Source organism: Streptomyces violaceoruber, assembly GCF_033406955.1.
GTDB lineage: Bacteria > Actinomycetota > Actinomycetes > Streptomycetales > Streptomycetaceae > Streptomyces > Streptomyces violaceoruber.
Genome location: NZ_CP137734.1, coordinates 6,287,551 through 6,303,300 on the forward strand (window position 1 = coordinate 6,287,551; position 15,750 = coordinate 6,303,300).

18 protein-coding genes are annotated in these 15,750 nt (G+C 73.3%); 13 read left to right on the top strand and 5 right to left on the bottom strand.

The annotated features are described in order from the left end of the window. Positions 1–88: 88 nt before the first annotated feature. The 4 genes from ybaK to R2E43_RS28085 all read right to left on the bottom strand — a co-directional run bounded on the left by ybaK (position 89) and on the right by R2E43_RS28085 (position 4,345). Complete coding sequence (gene ybaK / locus R2E43_RS28070; protein ID WP_003976757.1) at positions 89–598, bottom strand: Cys-tRNA(Pro) deacylase; 510 nt, start codon at positions 596–598, stop codon at positions 89–91. 13 nt (positions 599–611) lie between these two features. Continuing rightward, positions 612–1,352 carry an LON peptidase substrate-binding domain-containing protein gene (locus R2E43_RS28075; protein WP_011028120.1) on the bottom strand — a complete coding sequence of 247 codons (741 nt, stop codon included), beginning with the start codon at positions 1,350–1,352 and terminating at the stop codon, positions 612–614. Positions 1,353–1,363: 11 nt separating this feature from the next. Further along, positions 1,364–2,500 carry a hypothetical protein gene (locus R2E43_RS28080; protein ID WP_332056688.1) on the bottom strand — a complete coding sequence of 379 codons (1,137 nt, stop codon included), beginning with the start codon at positions 2,498–2,500 and terminating at the stop codon, positions 1,364–1,366. Positions 2,501–2,767: 267 nt separating this feature from the next. After that, positions 2,768–4,345 carry a hypothetical protein gene (locus R2E43_RS28085; protein WP_030866590.1) on the bottom strand — a complete coding sequence of 526 codons (1,578 nt, stop codon included), beginning with the start codon at positions 4,343–4,345 and terminating at the stop codon, positions 2,768–2,770. Positions 4,346–4,544: 199 nt separating this feature from the next. Between R2E43_RS28085 and hisD the strand changes: the two genes are divergently transcribed. The 10 genes from hisD to R2E43_RS28135 all read left to right on the top strand — a co-directional run bounded on the left by hisD (position 4,545) and on the right by R2E43_RS28135 (position 12,247). After that, positions 4,545–5,870, top strand: coding sequence for a histidinol dehydrogenase (gene hisD, locus R2E43_RS28090; protein ID WP_030866593.1), 1,326 nt, complete (start codon positions 4,545–4,547; stop codon positions 5,868–5,870). After that, on the top strand, positions 5,867–6,976 hold the full coding sequence (locus R2E43_RS28095) for a histidinol-phosphate transaminase (protein WP_003976762.1): 1,110 nt from the start codon (positions 5,867–5,869) through the stop codon (positions 6,974–6,976). Before hisD ends, R2E43_RS28095 begins: the two co-directional genes overlap by 4 nt. Next, entirely contained in the window at positions 6,973–7,566 is a 594-nt protein-coding gene (gene hisB, locus R2E43_RS28100; protein WP_003976763.1) for an imidazoleglycerol-phosphate dehydratase HisB, read from the top strand. Before R2E43_RS28095 ends, hisB begins: the two co-directional genes overlap by 4 nt. A 3-nt stretch (positions 7,567–7,569) precedes the next feature. Further along, positions 7,570–7,734: a hypothetical protein gene (locus tag R2E43_RS28105; RefSeq protein ID WP_003976764.1), complete on the top strand. Its 165-nt coding sequence runs from the start codon at positions 7,570–7,572 to the stop codon at positions 7,732–7,734. Next, positions 7,731–8,399, top strand: coding sequence for an imidazole glycerol phosphate synthase subunit HisH (hisH, locus tag R2E43_RS28110; RefSeq protein WP_003976765.1), 669 nt, complete (start codon positions 7,731–7,733; stop codon positions 8,397–8,399). Before R2E43_RS28105 ends, hisH begins: the two co-directional genes overlap by 4 nt. Positions 8,400–8,416: 17 nt before the next feature. Continuing rightward, positions 8,417–9,139 (top strand): bifunctional 1-(5-phosphoribosyl)-5-((5-phosphoribosylamino)methylideneamino)imidazole-4-carboxamide isomerase/phosphoribosylanthranilate isomerase PriA, encoded by a 723-nt coding sequence (gene priA, locus R2E43_RS28115; RefSeq protein WP_003976766.1) that lies wholly within the window; start codon positions 8,417–8,419, stop codon positions 9,137–9,139. Between the two features lie 16 nt (positions 9,140–9,155). Further along, positions 9,156–9,560 (top strand): RidA family protein, encoded by a 405-nt coding sequence (locus R2E43_RS28120; protein ID WP_003976767.1) that lies wholly within the window; start codon positions 9,156–9,158, stop codon positions 9,558–9,560. Then, positions 9,557–10,312 carry an imidazole glycerol phosphate synthase subunit HisF gene (gene hisF / locus R2E43_RS28125; protein ID WP_003976768.1) on the top strand — a complete coding sequence of 252 codons (756 nt, stop codon included), beginning with the start codon at positions 9,557–9,559 and terminating at the stop codon, positions 10,310–10,312. Before R2E43_RS28120 ends, hisF begins: the two co-directional genes overlap by 4 nt. Before the next feature lie 83 nt (positions 10,313–10,395). Continuing rightward, positions 10,396–10,983, top strand: coding sequence for an ArsR/SmtB family transcription factor (locus tag R2E43_RS28130; RefSeq protein ID WP_003976769.1), 588 nt, complete (start codon positions 10,396–10,398; stop codon positions 10,981–10,983). Continuing rightward, entirely contained in the window at positions 10,976–12,247 is a 1,272-nt protein-coding gene (locus R2E43_RS28135; protein WP_381973831.1) for an MFS transporter, read from the top strand. Before R2E43_RS28130 ends, R2E43_RS28135 begins: the two co-directional genes overlap by 8 nt. Positions 12,248–12,257: 10 nt before the next feature. Here the strand turns inward: R2E43_RS28135 and R2E43_RS28140 are convergent, their stop codons facing one another. Then, positions 12,258–12,893, bottom strand: a complete 636-nt coding sequence (locus R2E43_RS28140) for a TIGR03085 family metal-binding protein (RefSeq protein ID WP_011028115.1) — start codon at positions 12,891–12,893, stop codon at positions 12,258–12,260. 81 nt (positions 12,894–12,974) lie between these two features. Between R2E43_RS28140 and hisI the strand changes: the two genes are divergently transcribed. The 3 genes from hisI (at position 12,975) to R2E43_RS28155 (ending at position 15,600) form a co-directional block, all read left to right on the top strand. Next, positions 12,975–13,361: a phosphoribosyl-AMP cyclohydrolase gene (gene hisI, locus R2E43_RS28145; RefSeq protein ID WP_003976772.1), complete on the top strand. Its 387-nt coding sequence runs from the start codon at positions 12,975–12,977 to the stop codon at positions 13,359–13,361. Positions 13,362–13,390: 29 nt separating this feature from the next. Beyond that, positions 13,391–14,881, top strand: coding sequence for an anthranilate synthase component I (locus tag R2E43_RS28150; protein ID WP_161270477.1), 1,491 nt, complete (start codon positions 13,391–13,393; stop codon positions 14,879–14,881). Between the two features lie 83 nt (positions 14,882–14,964). After that, a complete protein-coding gene (locus tag R2E43_RS28155) occupies positions 14,965–15,600 on the top strand; it encodes a TIGR02234 family membrane protein (RefSeq protein ID WP_011028113.1) in 636 nt (211 codons plus the stop codon). Positions 15,601–15,750 lie beyond the last annotated feature (150 nt).

A 15,750-nucleotide genomic window follows, 5' to 3' on the forward strand; every position in this document is an offset into this window, starting at 1 on the left:
ACCGGCGGGTGCGTGTGCGCTTCGACATGTCCTGTCAGACGGTCCGACAACGGGACATCCGTCGAGAGGGCCCGCACGTCCGCTCGGGTCAGGCACGCCCGATCGGCGCCAGAACCGCGTCCGTGAGCCTGGCCAGGTCGTCGGGGGACAGCTCGACCTCCAGGCCGCGGCGGCCCGCCGAGACGCAGATCGTGGCGTGCCCGGAGGCCGACGCGTCCAGGACCGTCGCCAGCCGCTTGCGCTGGCCCAGCGGGGAGATGCCGCCGCGCACATAGCCCGTGGTGCGCTCGGCCAGGGCCGGGTCGGCCATCGCCGCGCGCTTGCCGCCCACCGCGGCCGCCAGCGCCTTGAGGTCCAGCTGGCCCGCCACCGGCACCACCGCGACCGTGAGGGCGCCGTCGACGTCGGCCACCAGCGTCTTGAACACCCGCTCCGGCGAGACGCCCATCGCCTCGGCCGCCTCCTCGCCGTAGGACGGGTGGGCCGGGTCGTGCTCGTAGGCGTGGACCGTGTACGTCACCCCGGCCGCCGTGAGCGCCACCGTCGCGGGTGTGCCGCCCGGCTGCTGCTTCTTCGCCTTGCTCGGCTTCTTCGCCATGCGGGCCAGTACCTCAGTTGAGACTCGTCGGGCCGCGCGTCAGTTCCTGCGCGGGCAGGGACGGCAGCGTACGGATGATGGCGGTCTCCGAGCGAAGGAGTTTCAGCTCGTCCCGCAGCCGCGAGGCGGTGTCCGGGGCCTGGAGCAGGCGCTGCTTCGTCGGCGTGTCCAGCATCATCGCGGCGGCGACCAGGTAGGAGACCACACCCGGTTCGTCCGGCAGGTCGGCGCCGGTCGCCAGCGACCGTTCGCGGGCCCCCGCCAGCCGCTTCTGGTACTGCCGGAAGGACCGCAGCACGCCCTCCGCCAGGGCGCCCGCCTCGTCGCCCGGCTCCTCGGGCAGCGGCTCCAGTTCGGCCGTCAGGAACGGTCCCGAGGCCTCCACCGAGAGCAGCCGCATCCGGGTCGTGCCGGTCGCCAGCACCTCGAAGGTGCCGTCGGCCCGCTCCCTGACCGTCGCCGCGTCCGCGACGCAGCCCACCTTGTGGAACGCCTTGAGCGGGTCGGTCCCGAACCCGGCGGTCGGCCCGCGCTCGAGGGTGGCCGTCGGGTCGGGCAGGCCGGGGGCGGTCTGGGCCACCTCGAAGCCGTCGCGGATCGCCACGACGGCGAACCGGCGTGGTTCGTCCTCGGGGGTCTTCAGCAACTCGCGCATCATGGCGCGATAGCGCTCCTCGAAGATGTTGAGCGGGAGCACCAGCCCCGGGAACAGGACCGAGTTCAGGGGGAAGAGGGGGAGCCGGACGGTGGTCACGACGCAGAAGCCTAATGGTCGCCGGGGCGGACGCGTTCGCCGTACCCGTTCCGCGGACGCCCCGGAGCCGCCGTACCGGTCGCGGCGGCCGCTTCCCCGGGGTGCGCACGGACGTCCGCGCGCACCCGCAGGAAGCCGCCGAGCGGGTCGTCCGTGTCCCGGTCCCACGGGAAGGACGTGACGTACGGGCCGGTCAGCCGCAGCTGCTCCGCCGCGTCCTGGTGGCGTTCCAGGCGTACGAGGACGTAGACGAGCAGGTTGCGCAGTTCCGCCGCCCAGGGATCGGCCGCCGGGTGGGCCGCCGAGAGGGTGATCGCGCGGTCGGCGGCGGCGTCCAGACGGGGGCGGTGGGTGCGCACGGCGGCCGTGGTCGCGCCGCCGGTGCGGGCGTCGGTGCCGGTGCCGGTGCCGGTGCCGGTGGCAGTCAGACAGGTGAAGGCCGCGTGCAGCGGCAGCGCCCGTACGAGCGCCTCCTCGGGCGCCTCCTGGGCGGCCGTCTCCGCGAAGTCGAGGCACTCGCCGTGGCCGTCGGACGAGGCGGCGGCCAGGTACTCCAGGGCGGCGACGTGACTGCCGTAGTGGTGCGGGCTGCGGCGGACCGCCTGCTCCCACAGGCGCTCGAACTCGGCGTGTTCGGCGCCCGCGCCCCGTGCGGCGTCCAGCGCGGTGCGCCAGGGCACCGGGTCGGCGGGGCCGGCGGTTTCGGCGGCGGCGACCACGCTGGGGATCACCTGGCGCAGGAGCTCGGTGCGGGCCGGTGAGTCCCAGTGGCGGTGGACCGCCAGGCGGGCCGCGACCAGCAGGGCGTCCGGATCGTCCGGGGCGGTGGCGCGCCAGGTGTCGAGCCACTCGGAGCGGAAGCGCGCGAAGGCGGCGAGCCGGGTCGCGTAACGGTCGCGGTGGTCCCATTCGGAGTCGTCGCGGGTACCGGCGAGGAGGCGTGCCGCGGGGCCGTGCTCGCCGTGGGCCGCGGCGACGAGGGCCGGGGCGAGGCGGTCGTCGGGGGCGTCGAGGAGCACGTCGTCGTCTTGGGCGGGCCGGGGCGCCCGGGAGCGGGCCCGGGCAGCCGCGGTCCGCAGGAACGCGCGCAGCATGGCCAGTACGACGGCCGAGGGTTCGGGATGGTTGTGCGGCCTGGGCTCCGCCATCGGCCGTTCGGGTTCCCGGCCGCACCGCCCGCGCCACTCGTGCGGGTGACCCCGGCGGCTCGCCCCGCCGTCGGCGGCGTTCCGGTGGCGGTTGGGGGCGCGCCCTGCGTGGCGAGGGACGGGTGAGGACGGGCGCCCGGCACCGCGTGCCCGGTCGCGCGGGAGCGTCGGGTTCGCGGCGAGGCCCGGGCCTCTGCCGGGTGGAGCCGGGGGGTGCCGGGAGCCGGTCCTGTCGTCGTGGGTGGGGCGTGTCCGCGGCCGGAGGGGTCAGCTTCGGCGGAGGAGGCGGGTGGCGCCCGCTGCCACGGTGGTCGCCAGGACCCAGCCCAGCAGGACCAGGGCCGTCGACAGCCACTGCCAGCCGCCGTGCAGCTGCCAGGAGCCGGCCTGGCCCAGGTCGATCACCGGGAGGAGGAGGTCGAGGGCGAAGAGGGCCGGGTTCCAGTCCGGGTGTTCGCCGCTCTTCAGCGGGGGAGGGTCCGCGCGGGCGAAGGCGAGGGAGCCGGCCGCCCACAGGACCGCCATCCACACCGCCGCCCGGCCCGGCCGGTACCCGTAGGCGACCGTCCAGTCCTGCGCGTAGCCCACCAGCTTCGCGGCGACCGGCAGGCTCTCCCGGCGCCTGCGGTGCTTGGCGAGCAGCACCTCGCGGGCGTCCTCGTCCTCGCCGCCGGCCCGCAGCACGGCAGCCAGGCGCTCGTACGGCTCCGGGTGGTACTCGGCGGTCGCGGCGCCCACCCAGCGCAGCCGCTTGGCCAGCGGGAACGGCCCGCGCGGCACCAGGTTCTCGTAGGCGAAGCCGCCCATGTGCAGCCGGCCGGGGCCCGGCCAGCTGTCCGCCCGGTCCATCAGGTTGACCACCCGCGCCCCCGACAGCACCACCCGCCCGCGCGCCGGACGCTCGCCCAGGAAGCGCAGCTCGGGCGTCTGCACCCGGCGCAGCGACAGCTCCTGGTCGTCGGTGAAGGTGAACCGGGCGTGCTCCAGGTCGAGCGCGTCGCCGAACCGCCCGTCGTCGAGCCGCACCCCGCCCTCGCACTCGAAGTGCTGGATCCTGGTGCCCTGCGCGGGCGTGGTGCCGCGCAGCAGCGGGCTGCCCAGGCCCGCCGGGGTCAGGTACAGCGTGCGCTCCACCGTCAGCTGCGGGGCGTTCAGCGCGTGCCGCGTGTACGGGTTCAGGAGCCGGGCGCCGCGCAGGCTCAGCGACACGCCGACCTGGGCGCTGCGCAGGCTCACCTCGCCGTGCGACTCCAGCATCTCGGCCTGGAGGTCCTGCCCCACCGTCATGCCGTCCGCGGCGATGGAACGCCCGCTGCGGTCCCGGTGCACGATCGCCTGGTTGAGCAGCAGGTCGGTGCCTATCTGCGCGTCCGTGAGCCGGATGCCGCCCGGGAAGCGGGAGCGCGGCAGGTGCAGGTCGCCCTCGGTGTGCAGCCGGGCCGCCTCCAGGCGCGGCACCGCGCAGTCCACCAGCCGAACCGTCGTGAACCGGGTCTCCGGCAGCAGCACCTCCCGCTCGAAGCGACAGCGGCGCAGCTCGACGTAGGGCACCACCGTGCCGCCCGCCAGATCCATCGTGTCGCTGATCCGCACCCCCACCAGTTGCAGCGAGGACACCCGGCCCGCGAGCGCCGGCGGGCCGTCGAGAAGCAGCCAGCACACGACGCGGGCCCGCACGGTCCGCTCCGGCCCCCACGGATGCCCGCCGTGCGGGTCGTCGACGAGCGCGTCGCCGCTGCTGAGGTCGTACACGCTGCCGTTGCGGAAGGCCTGCCACATGCCGGCCTCCGCCGTGGTCAGGTCGTCCGGCAGCTCTCCGTCACGGTGGCCGGCCCCTTCGGTCACGGTGCTTCCCTCCCTCCCCATCTACTCGCCGGTCGCTCACTCTTCGTACAACCGTTCATGCCCACTGCGTGACCGTCCGAACACTCAAAGTGAGCACGGATCGCACGAGTTCACCGTGGGCCGTGAGGTCCGTCGCGTTCTGTATCAGCCATTGATACGCGCGGACCGTGCCGGACGCGGGTCTGAGAGAATTGGTTCCGTGATCTCCCGAATCGATCTGCGCGGCGACGCCCTCCCCGAGGGCCCCGCCCTGCGCGACCTGCTGCCCCGAGCCGACTTCGACGTCTCGGTCGCCCTGGAGAAGGTGCGTCCGATCTGCGAGGCCGTGCATCATCGCGGGGACGCGGCGCTGATCGACTTCACCGAGCAGTTCGACGGCGTCCGGCTGGAGCGGGTGCGCGTTCCGGCCGAGGAGCTGACCCGCGCCCTGGAGGGGCTCGACCCGGAGGTGCGCGCGGCCCTCGAGGAGTCCATCCGCCGCGCCCGCCTCGTCCACCGCGAGCAGCGCCGCACCACGCACACCACCCAGGTCGTGCCCGGCGGTTCGGTCACCGAGAAGTGGGTCCCGGTCGAGCGGGTCGGGCTCTACGTGCCCGGCGGCCGGTCGGTCTACCCGTCGTCCGTGGTCATGAACGTGGTGCCCGCGCAGGAGGCCGGGGTCGGCTCGATCGCGCTCGCCTCGCCCGCGCAGGCCGAGTTCGGCGGCATTCCACACCCCACCATCCTGGCCGCCTGCGCCCTGCTCGGCGTGGACGAGGTGTACGCGGCCGGCGGCGCCACCGCCGTCGCGATGTTCGCGTACGGCACGGAGTCCTGCCCGCCCGCCAACATGGTCACCGGCCCCGGCAACATCTGGGTCGCCGCCGCCAAGCGCTTCTTCACCGGGAAGATCGGCATCGACGCCGAGGCCGGACCGACCGAGATCGCCGTCCTGGCGGACTCGACCGCCGACCCGGTGCACGTCGCCTCCGACCTGATCAGCCAGGCCGAGCACGACCCGCTGGCCGCCGCCGTCCTGGTCACCGACTCCGTGGAGCTGGCGGACGCGGTGGAGAAGGAGCTCCAGCCGCAGGTCGAGGCCACCAAGCACATCGAGGACCGGATCCGTCCGGCCCTGGCCGGCCGCCAGTCCGCGATCGTCCTCGTCGACGGCCTGGACGAGGGCCTGCGGGTCGTGGACGCCTACGGCGCCGAGCACCTGGAGATCCAGACCGCCGACGCCGCGGCCGTCGCCGACCGCGTCAAGAACGCCGGCGCGATCTTCGTCGGCCCCTGGGCGCCCGTCTCGCTCGGCGACTACGCGGCCGGGTCCAACCACGTCCTGCCCACCGGCGGCTGCGCCTGCCACTCCTCGGGCCTGTCCGTGCAGTCCTTCCTGCGCGGCATCCACATCGTCGACTACACGCGCGACGCGCTCGCCGAGGTCGCACGGCACGTGGTGACGCTGGCCGAGGCGGAGGACCTGCCCGCGCACGGCGCGGCGATCAAGGCGAGGTTCGAGTGGAAGGTCCCGGAGAGCAAGTGACGTTCGGCATCGACGATCTCCCCGTACGGGACGAGCTGCGCGGCAAGTCCCCCTACGGCGCGCCCCAACTGGACGTGCCGGTACGGCTGAACACCAACGAGAACCCCTACCCGCTGCCCGAGGCGCTGGTCGAGCGGATCGCCGAGCGGGTCCGCGAGGCCGCCCGCGACCTCAACCGCTACCCCGACCGGGACGCGGTCGAGCTGCGCACTCAACTGGCCCGGTACCTGACGGACACCTCGGGACACCCGCTGGACGTGAGCAACGTCTGGGCGGCCAACGGCTCCAACGAGGTCATCCAGCAACTGCTGCAGACCTTCGGCGGGCCGGGCCGCACCGCGATCGGCTTCGAGCCGTCGTACTCGATGCACGGCCTCATCGCGCGCGGCACCGGCACCGGCTGGATCTCCGGGCCGCGCCACGAGGACTTCACCATCGACGTGCCCGCCGCCACGCGGGCGATCGACGAGCACCGCCCGGACGTCGTCTTCATCACCACCCCCAACAACCCCACGGGAACCGCGGTCCCGGCCGAGACGGTCCTCGCCCTGTACGAGGCCGCCCAGGCGGCGAAGCCGTCCATGGTCGTGGTGGACGAGGCGTACATCGAGTTCAGCCACGGCGCCTCGCTGCTGCCGCTGCTCGACGGGCGGCCGAACCTCGTCGTCTCCCGCACGATGTCGAAGGCGTTCGGCGCGGCGGGCCTGCGCCTCGGCTACCTGGCCGCGCACCCGGCCGTCGTCGACGCGGTCCAGCTCGTACGGCTGCCGTACCACCTGTCGGCCGTGACGCAGGCGACCGCGCTGGCCGCCCTGGAGCACACGGACACGCTGCTGAAGTACGTCGAGCAGCTGAAGACCGAGCGGGACCGGCTGGTCGCCGAACTGCGCGCCATCGGCTACGCGGTGACCGAGTCCGACGCGAACTTCGTGCAGTTCGGGCGGTTCGCGGACTCCCACGCGACCTGGCGGAAGATCCTCGACCGGGGCGTCCTGGTCCGGGACAACGGCGTGCCGGGGTGGCTGCGGGTCACCGCCGGCACTCCGGAGGAGAACGACGCGTTCCTCGACGCGGTACGTGAAGTCAAGAAGGAGCAGCACACATGAGCCGCGTAGGGCGCGTGGAGCGCACCACCAAGGAGACCTCGGTCCTCGTCGAGATCGACCTCGACGGCACCGGCAAGACCGACATCGCCACCGGCGTCGGCTTCTACGACCACATGCTCGACCAGCTCGGCCGGCACGGTCTGTTCGACCTGACCGTGAAGACCGACGGCGACCTGCACATCGACTCCCACCACACCATCGAGGACACCGCCCTCGCGCTGGGCGCCGCCTTCAGGCAGGCCCTCGGCGACAAGGTGGGCATCTACCGCTTCGGCAACTGCACGGTCCCGCTGGACGAGTCCCTCGCCCAGGTCACCGTCGACCTCTCCGGCCGCCCCTACCTCGTGCACACCGAGCCCGAGAACATGGCGCCGATGATCGGCGAGTACGACGTGACGATGACCCGGCACATCCTGGAGTCCTTCGTCGCCCAGGCCCAGGTCGCCCTGCACGTCCACGTGCCCTACGGGCGCAACGCGCACCACATCGTGGAGTGCCAGTTCAAGGCGCTGGCCCGGGCCCTGCGCTACGCCTCGGAGCGCGACCCGCGCGCGGCCGGCATCCTGCCTTCCACGAAGGGCGCGCTGTAACCCATGAACGGTACGTCCACCGCACTGATCGTCGTCGGCCTCTTCTTCCTCGGCGGCATCTACTCCTTCGCCAAGCAGCAGATGCCCAAGGGCCTGATCGTGCTGCTCTCCATCGGCGCGGGCATGTGCCTGCTCGCGGGCGTCCTGAGGCTGGAGGTCTGGAGTTGACCGCCGCAGTCCCCGCCGGCGCCACCGGCCGCGCCAAGAAGGTCGTCGTCTTCGACTACGGCTTCGGCAACGTCCGCTCCGCCGAGCGCGCCCTCGCGCGCGCGGGGGCCGACGTCGAGATCACCCGTGACTACGACAAGGCCATGAACGCCGACGGACTGCTGGTCCCCGGCGTCGGCGCCTTCGCCGCCTGCATGGAGGGCCTCAAGGCCGCCCGGGGCGACTGGATCGTCGACCGCCGCCTGTCCGGCGGGCGCCCGGTCATGGGCATCTGCGTCGGCATGCAGATCCTCTTCTCGCGCGGCATCGAGCACGACGTGGAGGCCGAGGGCCTGGACGAGTGGCCCGGCACGGTCGGACCCCTCGAGGCCGACGTCGTGCCCCACATGGGCTGGAACACGGTCGAGGCACCGGCCGACTCCCAGCTCTTCGCCGGCCTGGACGCGGACGCCCGCTTCTACTTCGTGCACTCCTACGCCGTCCACGAGTGGACCCAGGAGTCGCACAACCCGCTGATCGCCGAGCCCAGGGTCACCTGGTCCACCCACGGCAAGCCCTTCGTGGCCGCCGTGGAGAACGGTGCGCTGTGGGCCACCCAGTTCCACCCCGAGAAGTCCGGCGACGCCGGAGCCCAGCTCCTCACCAACTGGATCGAAACCCTCTAGAGATGAGCCCGGTAGAGATGAGCAAGCTCGAACTCCTCCCCGCCGTCGACGTCCGCGACGGCCAGGCCGTCCGCCTCGTGCACGGCGAGTCCGGCACCGAGACCTCCTACGGCTCCCCGCTGGAGGCCGCCCTCGCCTGGCAGCGCTCCGGCGCCGAGTGGCTGCACCTGGTGGACCTGGACGCGGCGTTCGGGACCGGGGACAACCGCGCGCTGATCGCCGAGGTCGCGCAGGCCATGGACATCAAGGTGGAGCTGTCCGGCGGCATCCGCGACGACGACACCCTCGCCGCCGCGCTCGCCACCGGCTGTACCCGGGTGAACCTGGGCACGGCCGCCCTGGAGACCCCGGAGTGGGTCGCCAAGGTCATCGCCGAGCACGGCGACAAGATCGCGGTCGGCCTGGACGTACGGGGCACCACGCTCCGCGGCCGCGGCTGGACCCGCGACGGCGGCGACCTCTACGAGACGCTGGACCGCCTGAACAAGGAGGGCTGCGCCCGCTACGTCGTCACCGACATCGCCAAGGACGGCACCCTCCAGGGCCCCAACCTGGAGCTGCTGAAGAACGTCTGCGCGGCCACCGACCGCCCGGTCGTGGCGTCGGGCGGCGTCTCCTCCCTGGACGACCTGCGCGCGATCGCCGGGCTCGTCCCGGCCGGTGTCGAGGGGGCCATCGTCGGGAAGGCCCTGTACGCGAAGGCGTTCACCCTGGAAGAAGCCTTGGAGGCTACGTCGTGAAATCGGACACCGTGTCATGACATCCGAAGCCGTGCGGCGCGTGCAGAGCGGGAGTCCCTGGGAAGAGTCCTTCGGTTTCGCCCGCGCCGTGGCGGCGGGTGATCGGGTCATCGTGGCGGGCACCACCGCCTTCAAGGGCGACATGCTCTACGGCGAGGGCGACCCGTACGAACAGACCAAGGTGGCCTTCGGCACCGCCGTCGAGGCGATCGCCGAGTTCGGGCTCGGCATCGAGTCCGTGATCCGGACCCGTGTGTGCCTGGCACATTCCCGAGACGTCGATGCGGTGGGCCGCGCCCACAAGGAGTTGTTCGACTCCGTGCGCCCGGTCACGACCCTGCTGGTCGTGCAGGGCTTCATCGACTCGCGGGTCCTCGTGTCGGTCGAAGTGGAAGCGTATAGAGGAGCCGTGGATTCATGACCCTGGCGGTCCGAGTCATTCCCTGCCTGGACGTGGACAACGGCCGGGTCGTCAAGGGCGTCAACTTCCAGAACCTGCGCGACGCGGGCGACCCCGTCGAGATGGCCAAGGTGTACGACGCCGAGGGCGCCGACGAGCTGACGTTCCTGGACATCACCGCCTCGTCGGGCAACCGCGAGACGACCTACGACGTGGTGCGCCGCACCGCCGAGCAGGTGTTCATCCCGCTGACCGTCGGCGGCGGGGTGCGCACCGCCGAGGACGTCGACAAGCTGCTGCGGGCCGGTGCGGACAAGGTGGGCGTCAACACCGCCGCCATCGCCCGCCCCGACCTGATCCGTGAGATCGCCGAGCGCTTCGGCCGCCAGGTCCTGGTGCTGTCGGTCGACGCCCGGCGCACCGAGGCGGGCACCTTCGAGGTGACCACCCACGGCGGCCGGCGCGGCACCGGCATCGACGCCGTGGAGTGGGCGCACCGGGCCGCCGAGCTGGGCGCGGGGGAGATCCTGCTCAACTCGATGGACGCGGACGGCACGAAGGACGGCTACGACCTGGAGATGCTGGCGGCGGTCCGCAAGCACGTCAGTGTCCCGGTCATCGCCTCCGGCGGCGCGGGCAGCCTCGCCCACTTCGCCCCGGCGGTCGAGGCGGGCGCGGACGCGGTACTGGCGGCGTCCGTCTTCCACTTCGGCGACCTGCGGATCGGCGAGGTGAAGACCACCCTGCGCGAGGCGGGTCACCCCGTCAGGTAGAGGTGGAGCGGACGGCGATTCGAGAAAGAAAAATTGCGCAACATCCATTGCGCAATTTTTCTTTCGTAATCTAGCCTGGCCGCATGCCGCGTCAGGAGAACCACCCCATCACCGATCTGGGCACCCTCAAAGCCCTGGCCCATCCGCTGCGCATGCAGCTCTACCGCGGGCTGTGCGTGGCGCGCACCGCGACCGCCTCGCAGCTCGCCGAGCAGGTGGACGAGGCCGTCTCGCTGGTCAGCTACCACCTGCGCAAGCTGGCCGAGCACGGGCTGGTCGAGCAGGCCGACCCGCAGAGCGCGGACGGCCGGGAGCGCTGGTGGCAGCCCTCCTCGGACGGGGTGAGCATCCGCGACGAGAACTTCCGCGACGCCCCCGAGCGCGCCGCGGCCCACCTCGCGGCCACCCGGCTCTTCCACGAGCAGCGCGCCGACCTCTACCGCCGCTACCTCGACGAGCGTCCCACCTGGGGCCCCGAGTGGAACTCCGCCGCCCCCGACAACGAGTCCCTGCTCCGGCTCACCCCCGCCGAGCTGGGCGAACTGGGCGAGGAACTGCTCGCCCTGGCGAAGAAGTACGACGAGAAGGGCCGCGCCGCCGAGGCCGCCGGTGACACCGAGGCACGCGAGAACGTCGCGCTCCACGTGTACGGGTTCCCGTTCCGTGTCTGAGCGGACCACGCCCCTGCCGGCCACGCGCACACCCCCGGTCGCCGACCCGGCACGTCCCGCCCACCGGGACGGCAACGTCCTGCGCTGGGTCGGGGCCTACACCGCGTCGATGCTCGGCGACAGCGTCTTCTTCCTCGCGCTGTCCTGGGCCGCCGTGCGGCAGGGCAGCCCCGCCGAGGCCGGGATCGTCACGGCCGTGAGCGCGGTGCCGCGTGCGCTGCTCATGCTCGGCGGCGGAGTGGTCGTCGACCGGCTGGGACCGCGCAGGGTCGTCATCGGCAGCGACGCCGTACGGTGCGCGGCGGTCCTCACGGTGGCCGCGCTGCTCTTCGCCACCGACCCCGGACTGTGGCTCCTGGCCCTGCTCGCCCTGGTCTTCGGTGCGGTGGACGCCCTCTTCATGCCCGCCGTCGGGGCGCTCCCCGCGCGCATCACCGCCAAGGACCAGCTCGCCCGCGTCCAGGGCATGCGCGGCCTCGCCGTGCGCCTGTCCTCCGTCGTGGGCGCCCCGCTCGGCGGCCTCGGCGTGGCGCTCGGCGGCGCGGCGGCGGCCTTCGCCCTCGCCGGTGTGCTGATCGCCGTGTCGGTGCCGCTGCTGGTCTCCGTACGGATGCGCGAGCTGCCCCCCGACGACACGGCCACCGCCGAGGGCGGCACCGCGTGGCGGGACCTGCGGGACGGGCTCCGGTACATTCGCCGGCACCGCGTCCTCGGACCGCTGATGCTGGTCATCGCCCTCGGCGACCTCGGCTTCGTCGGCCCGCTCAACATCGGCCTGACCCTGCTCGCCGACGAACGCGGCTGGGGAGCCTCCGGCATGGGCTGGGTACTCGCCGGTTTCGGGGCCGGCGCCGGCACGGCCGCCCTGCTGCTGACCGTCCGGGGACGCGTGCCGCACGCCGGGTACGTCGTCGCCGGCGCCCTCGTCCCCGGCGCGGTCGCGATCGGCGCGCTGGCGCAGGCACCCGCCCTTCCGGTGGCCGTCGGGACGGCGCTGCTCATCGGGCTGCTCGCGGGCCTCAGCGGCGCGCTCTGCGGGGCCCTGCTCCAGACGCAGTCCGCTCCCGCCCTGCTGGGCCGCGTCACGGCGGTGTCCGGGATCGTCAGCCTGGGCATCGCCCCGTTGAGCATGCCCCTGTCCGCCGCCGCCATCGGCCTCTGGGGCACCGGCCCGGTCTTCGCCGTCAGCGCCGTGGTCTGCGGCCTCGGCGGGGTCGTCGCCCTGTGCGCGCCGGGCGTACGACGGGCCGAGCTGCCGAAGTGAGCGGCGGAGGTCAGATGCCCAGCTGCTTCGTCTCCCGCAGCTTGGCGATCGCGTTCTCCTCGCCCTCCAGCTCCACCTTCGCGGCGCCCTGCCGGCCGTACGCGAACAGCAGCAGCTCGGACGGCTCGCCCGTCGCCGTCACCACCGGCGTACCCCGGTGGGCGACCGTCGTCTGGCCGTTCGGGCGGCGCAGCACCAGGCCCGTCGGGATGCCCCGGCCCATCAGGCGGGCGACCCGCTCCAGGCGGGACCACAGGGCGTCCTGGAAGACCGGGTCCAGCTCGCGCGGCGACCAGTCGTCCTGTGCCCGGCGGACGTCCTCGGTGTGGACGTAGAACTCCACCGTGTTCGCCGCCTCGTCGACCTGCTTGAGCTGGAAGGGGGAGAAGCGGGGCGGACCGGTGCGGATCAGCTGGAGCAGCTCCTCGTACGGCTTCGCGCCGTACTCCTCCCTCACCCGGTGGAGGCGGGACGCCAGCGGCTTGATCAGGGCGCCCCCGGCCGCGTCCGGACGCCGCTCGCGCACCACCACGTGCGCGGCCAGGTCACGGGTCCGCCAGCCCTCGCACAGAGTCGGGGCGTCCGGACCCGCCGTCTCCAACAGGTCCGCGAGCAGAAGTCGTTCACGCTTGGCGAAAGTCGACATGGGGTCAGCCTACGGCGGCCGGCCGGGTCCGCCCAATGGACATCCCGGGGGAGTGTCCGCCCCACGCGGCACAATGGGCGCATGACCAGCAGCTCCCCCACCGGCGGCGGCCCCGGGCGGCCCAGCGCGCTCGCCCCCGAGATCGCCGACCGCCTCAAGCGCAGCGCCGACGGCCTCCTGCCCGCCATCGCCCAGCAGTACGACACCGGAGAGGTGCTGATGCTCGGCTGGATGGACGACGAGGCGCTGCACCGCACGCTGACGACCGGCCGCTGCACCTACTGGTCGCGCAGCCGCGGGGAGTACTGGGTCAAGGGCGACACCTCGGGACATTTCCAGTGGGTGAAGTCCGTCGCCCTGGACTGCGACGCCGACACCGTGCTCGTCAAGGTCGACCAGGTGGGCGCCGCCTGCCACACCGGCACCCGCACCTGCTTCGACACCGACGTGCTCCTCGCGGATCAGTAGGGTCTGCCGTCATGGACGTCACGCATGACATGGACCTCGACACCTTCCGCAAGCTCGCCGCCGACCGCCGGGTGATCCCGGTGAGCCGCAAGCTCCTCGCCGACGGCGACACCCCGGTCGCGCTGTACCGCAAGCTCGCCGCCTCGCGCCCCGGCACCTTCCTGCTGGAGTCCGCGGAGAACGGACGCTCCTGGTCCAGGTACTCCTTCGTCGGCGTCCGCAGCGCCGCCACCCTCACCGAGAAGGACGGCCAGGCGCACTGGCAGGGCACCCCGCCCGTCGGCGTCCCCACCGACGGCGACCCGCTCGCCGCCCTGCGCGCCACCGTCGAGGCCCTGCACACCCCGCGCGACCTCGCCCACGACCTGGGCCTGCCGCCCTTCACCGGCGGCATGGTGGGCTACCTCGGGTACGACATCGTGCGCCGCCTGGAGAAGGTCGGCCCGGGGGAGCGCGACGACCTGAAGCTGCCCGAGCTGACCATGCTGCTCACCAGCGACCTCGCCGTCATGGACCACTGGGAGGGCTCGGTCCTGCTGATCGCCAACGCGATCAACCACAACGACCTGGAGACCGGCGTCGACGAGGCCTACGCCGACGCGATCGCCCGCCTCGACGTCATGGAGGCCGACCTCACGCGTGCCGTCGCCCAGCCCCCGGCCGCGCTGCCCCCCTCCGAGCTGCCCGAGTACACCGCGCTGTGGGGCGGCCCCGACTTCCAGGACGCCGTCGAGGACATCAAGGAGCGCATCCGCGCGGGCGAGGCCTTCCAGGTCGTCCCCTCCCAGCGCTTCGAGACGCCCTGCACGGCGAGCGCCCTCGACGTCTACCGGGTCCTGCGGGCCACCAACCCCTCCCCGTACATGTACCTGCTCCGTCTCGACGGCTTCGACGTCGTCGGCTCGTCCCCCGAGGCGCTGGTCAAGGTCGAGGACGGGCGCGCCATGGTGCACCCCATCGCCGGTACCCGCCCGCGCGGCGCCACCCCGCGGGAGGACCAGTCCCTCGCCGACGAACTGCTCGCCGACCCCAAGGAGCGCGCCGAGCACCTGATGCTGGTCGACCTCGGCCGCAACGACCTCGGGCGCGTCTGCGAGCCCGGGTCCGTCGAGGTCGTCGACTTCATGTCCGTCGAGCGGTACTCGCACGTCATGCACATCGTCTCGACGGTCACCGGCCGGGTCGCCCCGGGCCGCACCGCCTTCGACGTCCTCACCGCCTGCTTCCCGGCCGGCACCCTCTCCGGCGCGCCCAAGCCGCGCGCCCTGCAGATCATCGACGAACTCGAGCCCTCCCGGCGCGGCCTGTACGGCGGCTGCGTCGGCTACCTCGACTTCGCCGGCGACTCCGACACCGCCATCGCCATCCGCACCGCCCTGCTGCGCGACGGCACCGCCTACGTCCAGGCGGGCGCGGGCGTCGTCGCCGACTCCGACCCGGTCGCCGAGGACACCGAGTGCCGCAACAAGGCAGCGGCCGTGCTGAGGGCCGTACACACGGCCAACCGGCTGGCGCAATAGGGCCAACCGGTCGGACCGGTGGGGCGATTCTCACGCCCTCAATGGGAACCCCGGGTGACGGTTCGCCCGGGGTTCGGGTGATAGTGGAGTACGTGACAGCCGTTCCTCACCCCCGTACCCCAGCCGCAGGACCCGCCCGGGCCGGCCGCCGGAGCCTCGCCGTCGCCCTGCTGTGCGGCGCGCTCGGCGCCGCCGTCGCCCTGCTCGCCACCCGGCAGGAGTGGGCGGAGGGCACCGCGACGGTGGCCGGCGGCGCGTTCACCCTGACCGCCAAGGGCAGCGACGTCACGGGCGTACCCGCGTCGCTCGCCATAGTCGGCCTCGCCGCGCTCGTCGCCGTCTTCGCCGTCCGCCGGGCCGGCCGCTTCGCCGTCGCCGCGCTGCTCGCGCTGAGCGGCGCGGGCACCGTCGCCGCCGCCCTGGCAGGCGCCTCCGACAGCTCCGCGCTCGACGACCAGGCCGCGAAGGCGGCAGGCGACACCTCGGCCACCGTCGACGCGCTCTCCCACACCGCCTGGCCGTACGTCGCGGCCGTGGGCGGCGCCCTGCTCCTGCTGGCCGGGCTGCTCGCGCTGCGCTACGGCCGCCAGTGGCCCGCGATGTCCGGACGCTACGAACGCAGCGGCGCCCCGCGGCGCAGGCCGCAGACCGTCGACCCGGACCGCCCCGAGGACCTGTGGAAGGCCATCGACCGGGGCGAGGACCCCACCAGCGCCTGACCGGCGCCCGGGCCCGCCTCCCGCCCCGCGTCCCGACCCGCGTCCCGACCCGCGTCCACCCACTGGAGCACCCCCGCTCACGGCGCGTGCCCCCGTGCGGGACAATGGGTGCGAGCGTCCTGCTCAGACATGGCACACAGCAACGAGGAG

Bases quoted from the DNA above. Each gene is read 5' to 3' on its own strand.
- hisB (WP_003976763.1), top strand. From the start codon at position 6,973: ATGAGCCGCGTAGGGCGCGTGGAGCGCACCACCAAGGAGACCTCGGTC.
- hisF (WP_003976768.1), top strand. From the start codon at position 9,557: ATGACCCTGGCGGTCCGAGTCATTCCCTGCCTGGACGTGGACAACGGC.
- hisI (WP_003976772.1), top strand. From the start codon at position 12,975: ATGACCAGCAGCTCCCCCACCGGCGGCGGCCCCGGGCGGCCCAGCGCG.
- R2E43_RS28120 (WP_003976767.1), top strand. From the start codon at position 9,156: ATGACATCCGAAGCCGTGCGGCGCGTGCAGAGCGGGAGTCCCTGGGAA.
- ybaK (WP_003976757.1), bottom strand. From the start codon at position 598: ATGGCGAAGAAGCCGAGCAAGGCGAAGAAGCAGCAGCCGGGCGGCACA.
- priA (WP_003976766.1), top strand. From the start codon at position 8,417: ATGAGCAAGCTCGAACTCCTCCCCGCCGTCGACGTCCGCGACGGCCAG.
- R2E43_RS28150 (WP_161270477.1), top strand. From the start codon at position 13,391: ATGGACCTCGACACCTTCCGCAAGCTCGCCGCCGACCGCCGGGTGATC.
- R2E43_RS28105 (WP_003976764.1), top strand. From the start codon at position 7,570: ATGAACGGTACGTCCACCGCACTGATCGTCGTCGGCCTCTTCTTCCTC.
- R2E43_RS28140 (WP_011028115.1), bottom strand. From the start codon at position 12,893: ATGTCGACTTTCGCCAAGCGTGAACGACTTCTGCTCGCGGACCTGTTG.
- R2E43_RS28080 (WP_332056688.1), bottom strand. From the start codon at position 2,500: ATGGCGGAGCCCAGGCCGCACAACCATCCCGAACCCTCGGCCGTCGTA.
- R2E43_RS28130 (WP_003976769.1), top strand. From the start codon at position 10,396: ATGCCGCGTCAGGAGAACCACCCCATCACCGATCTGGGCACCCTCAAA.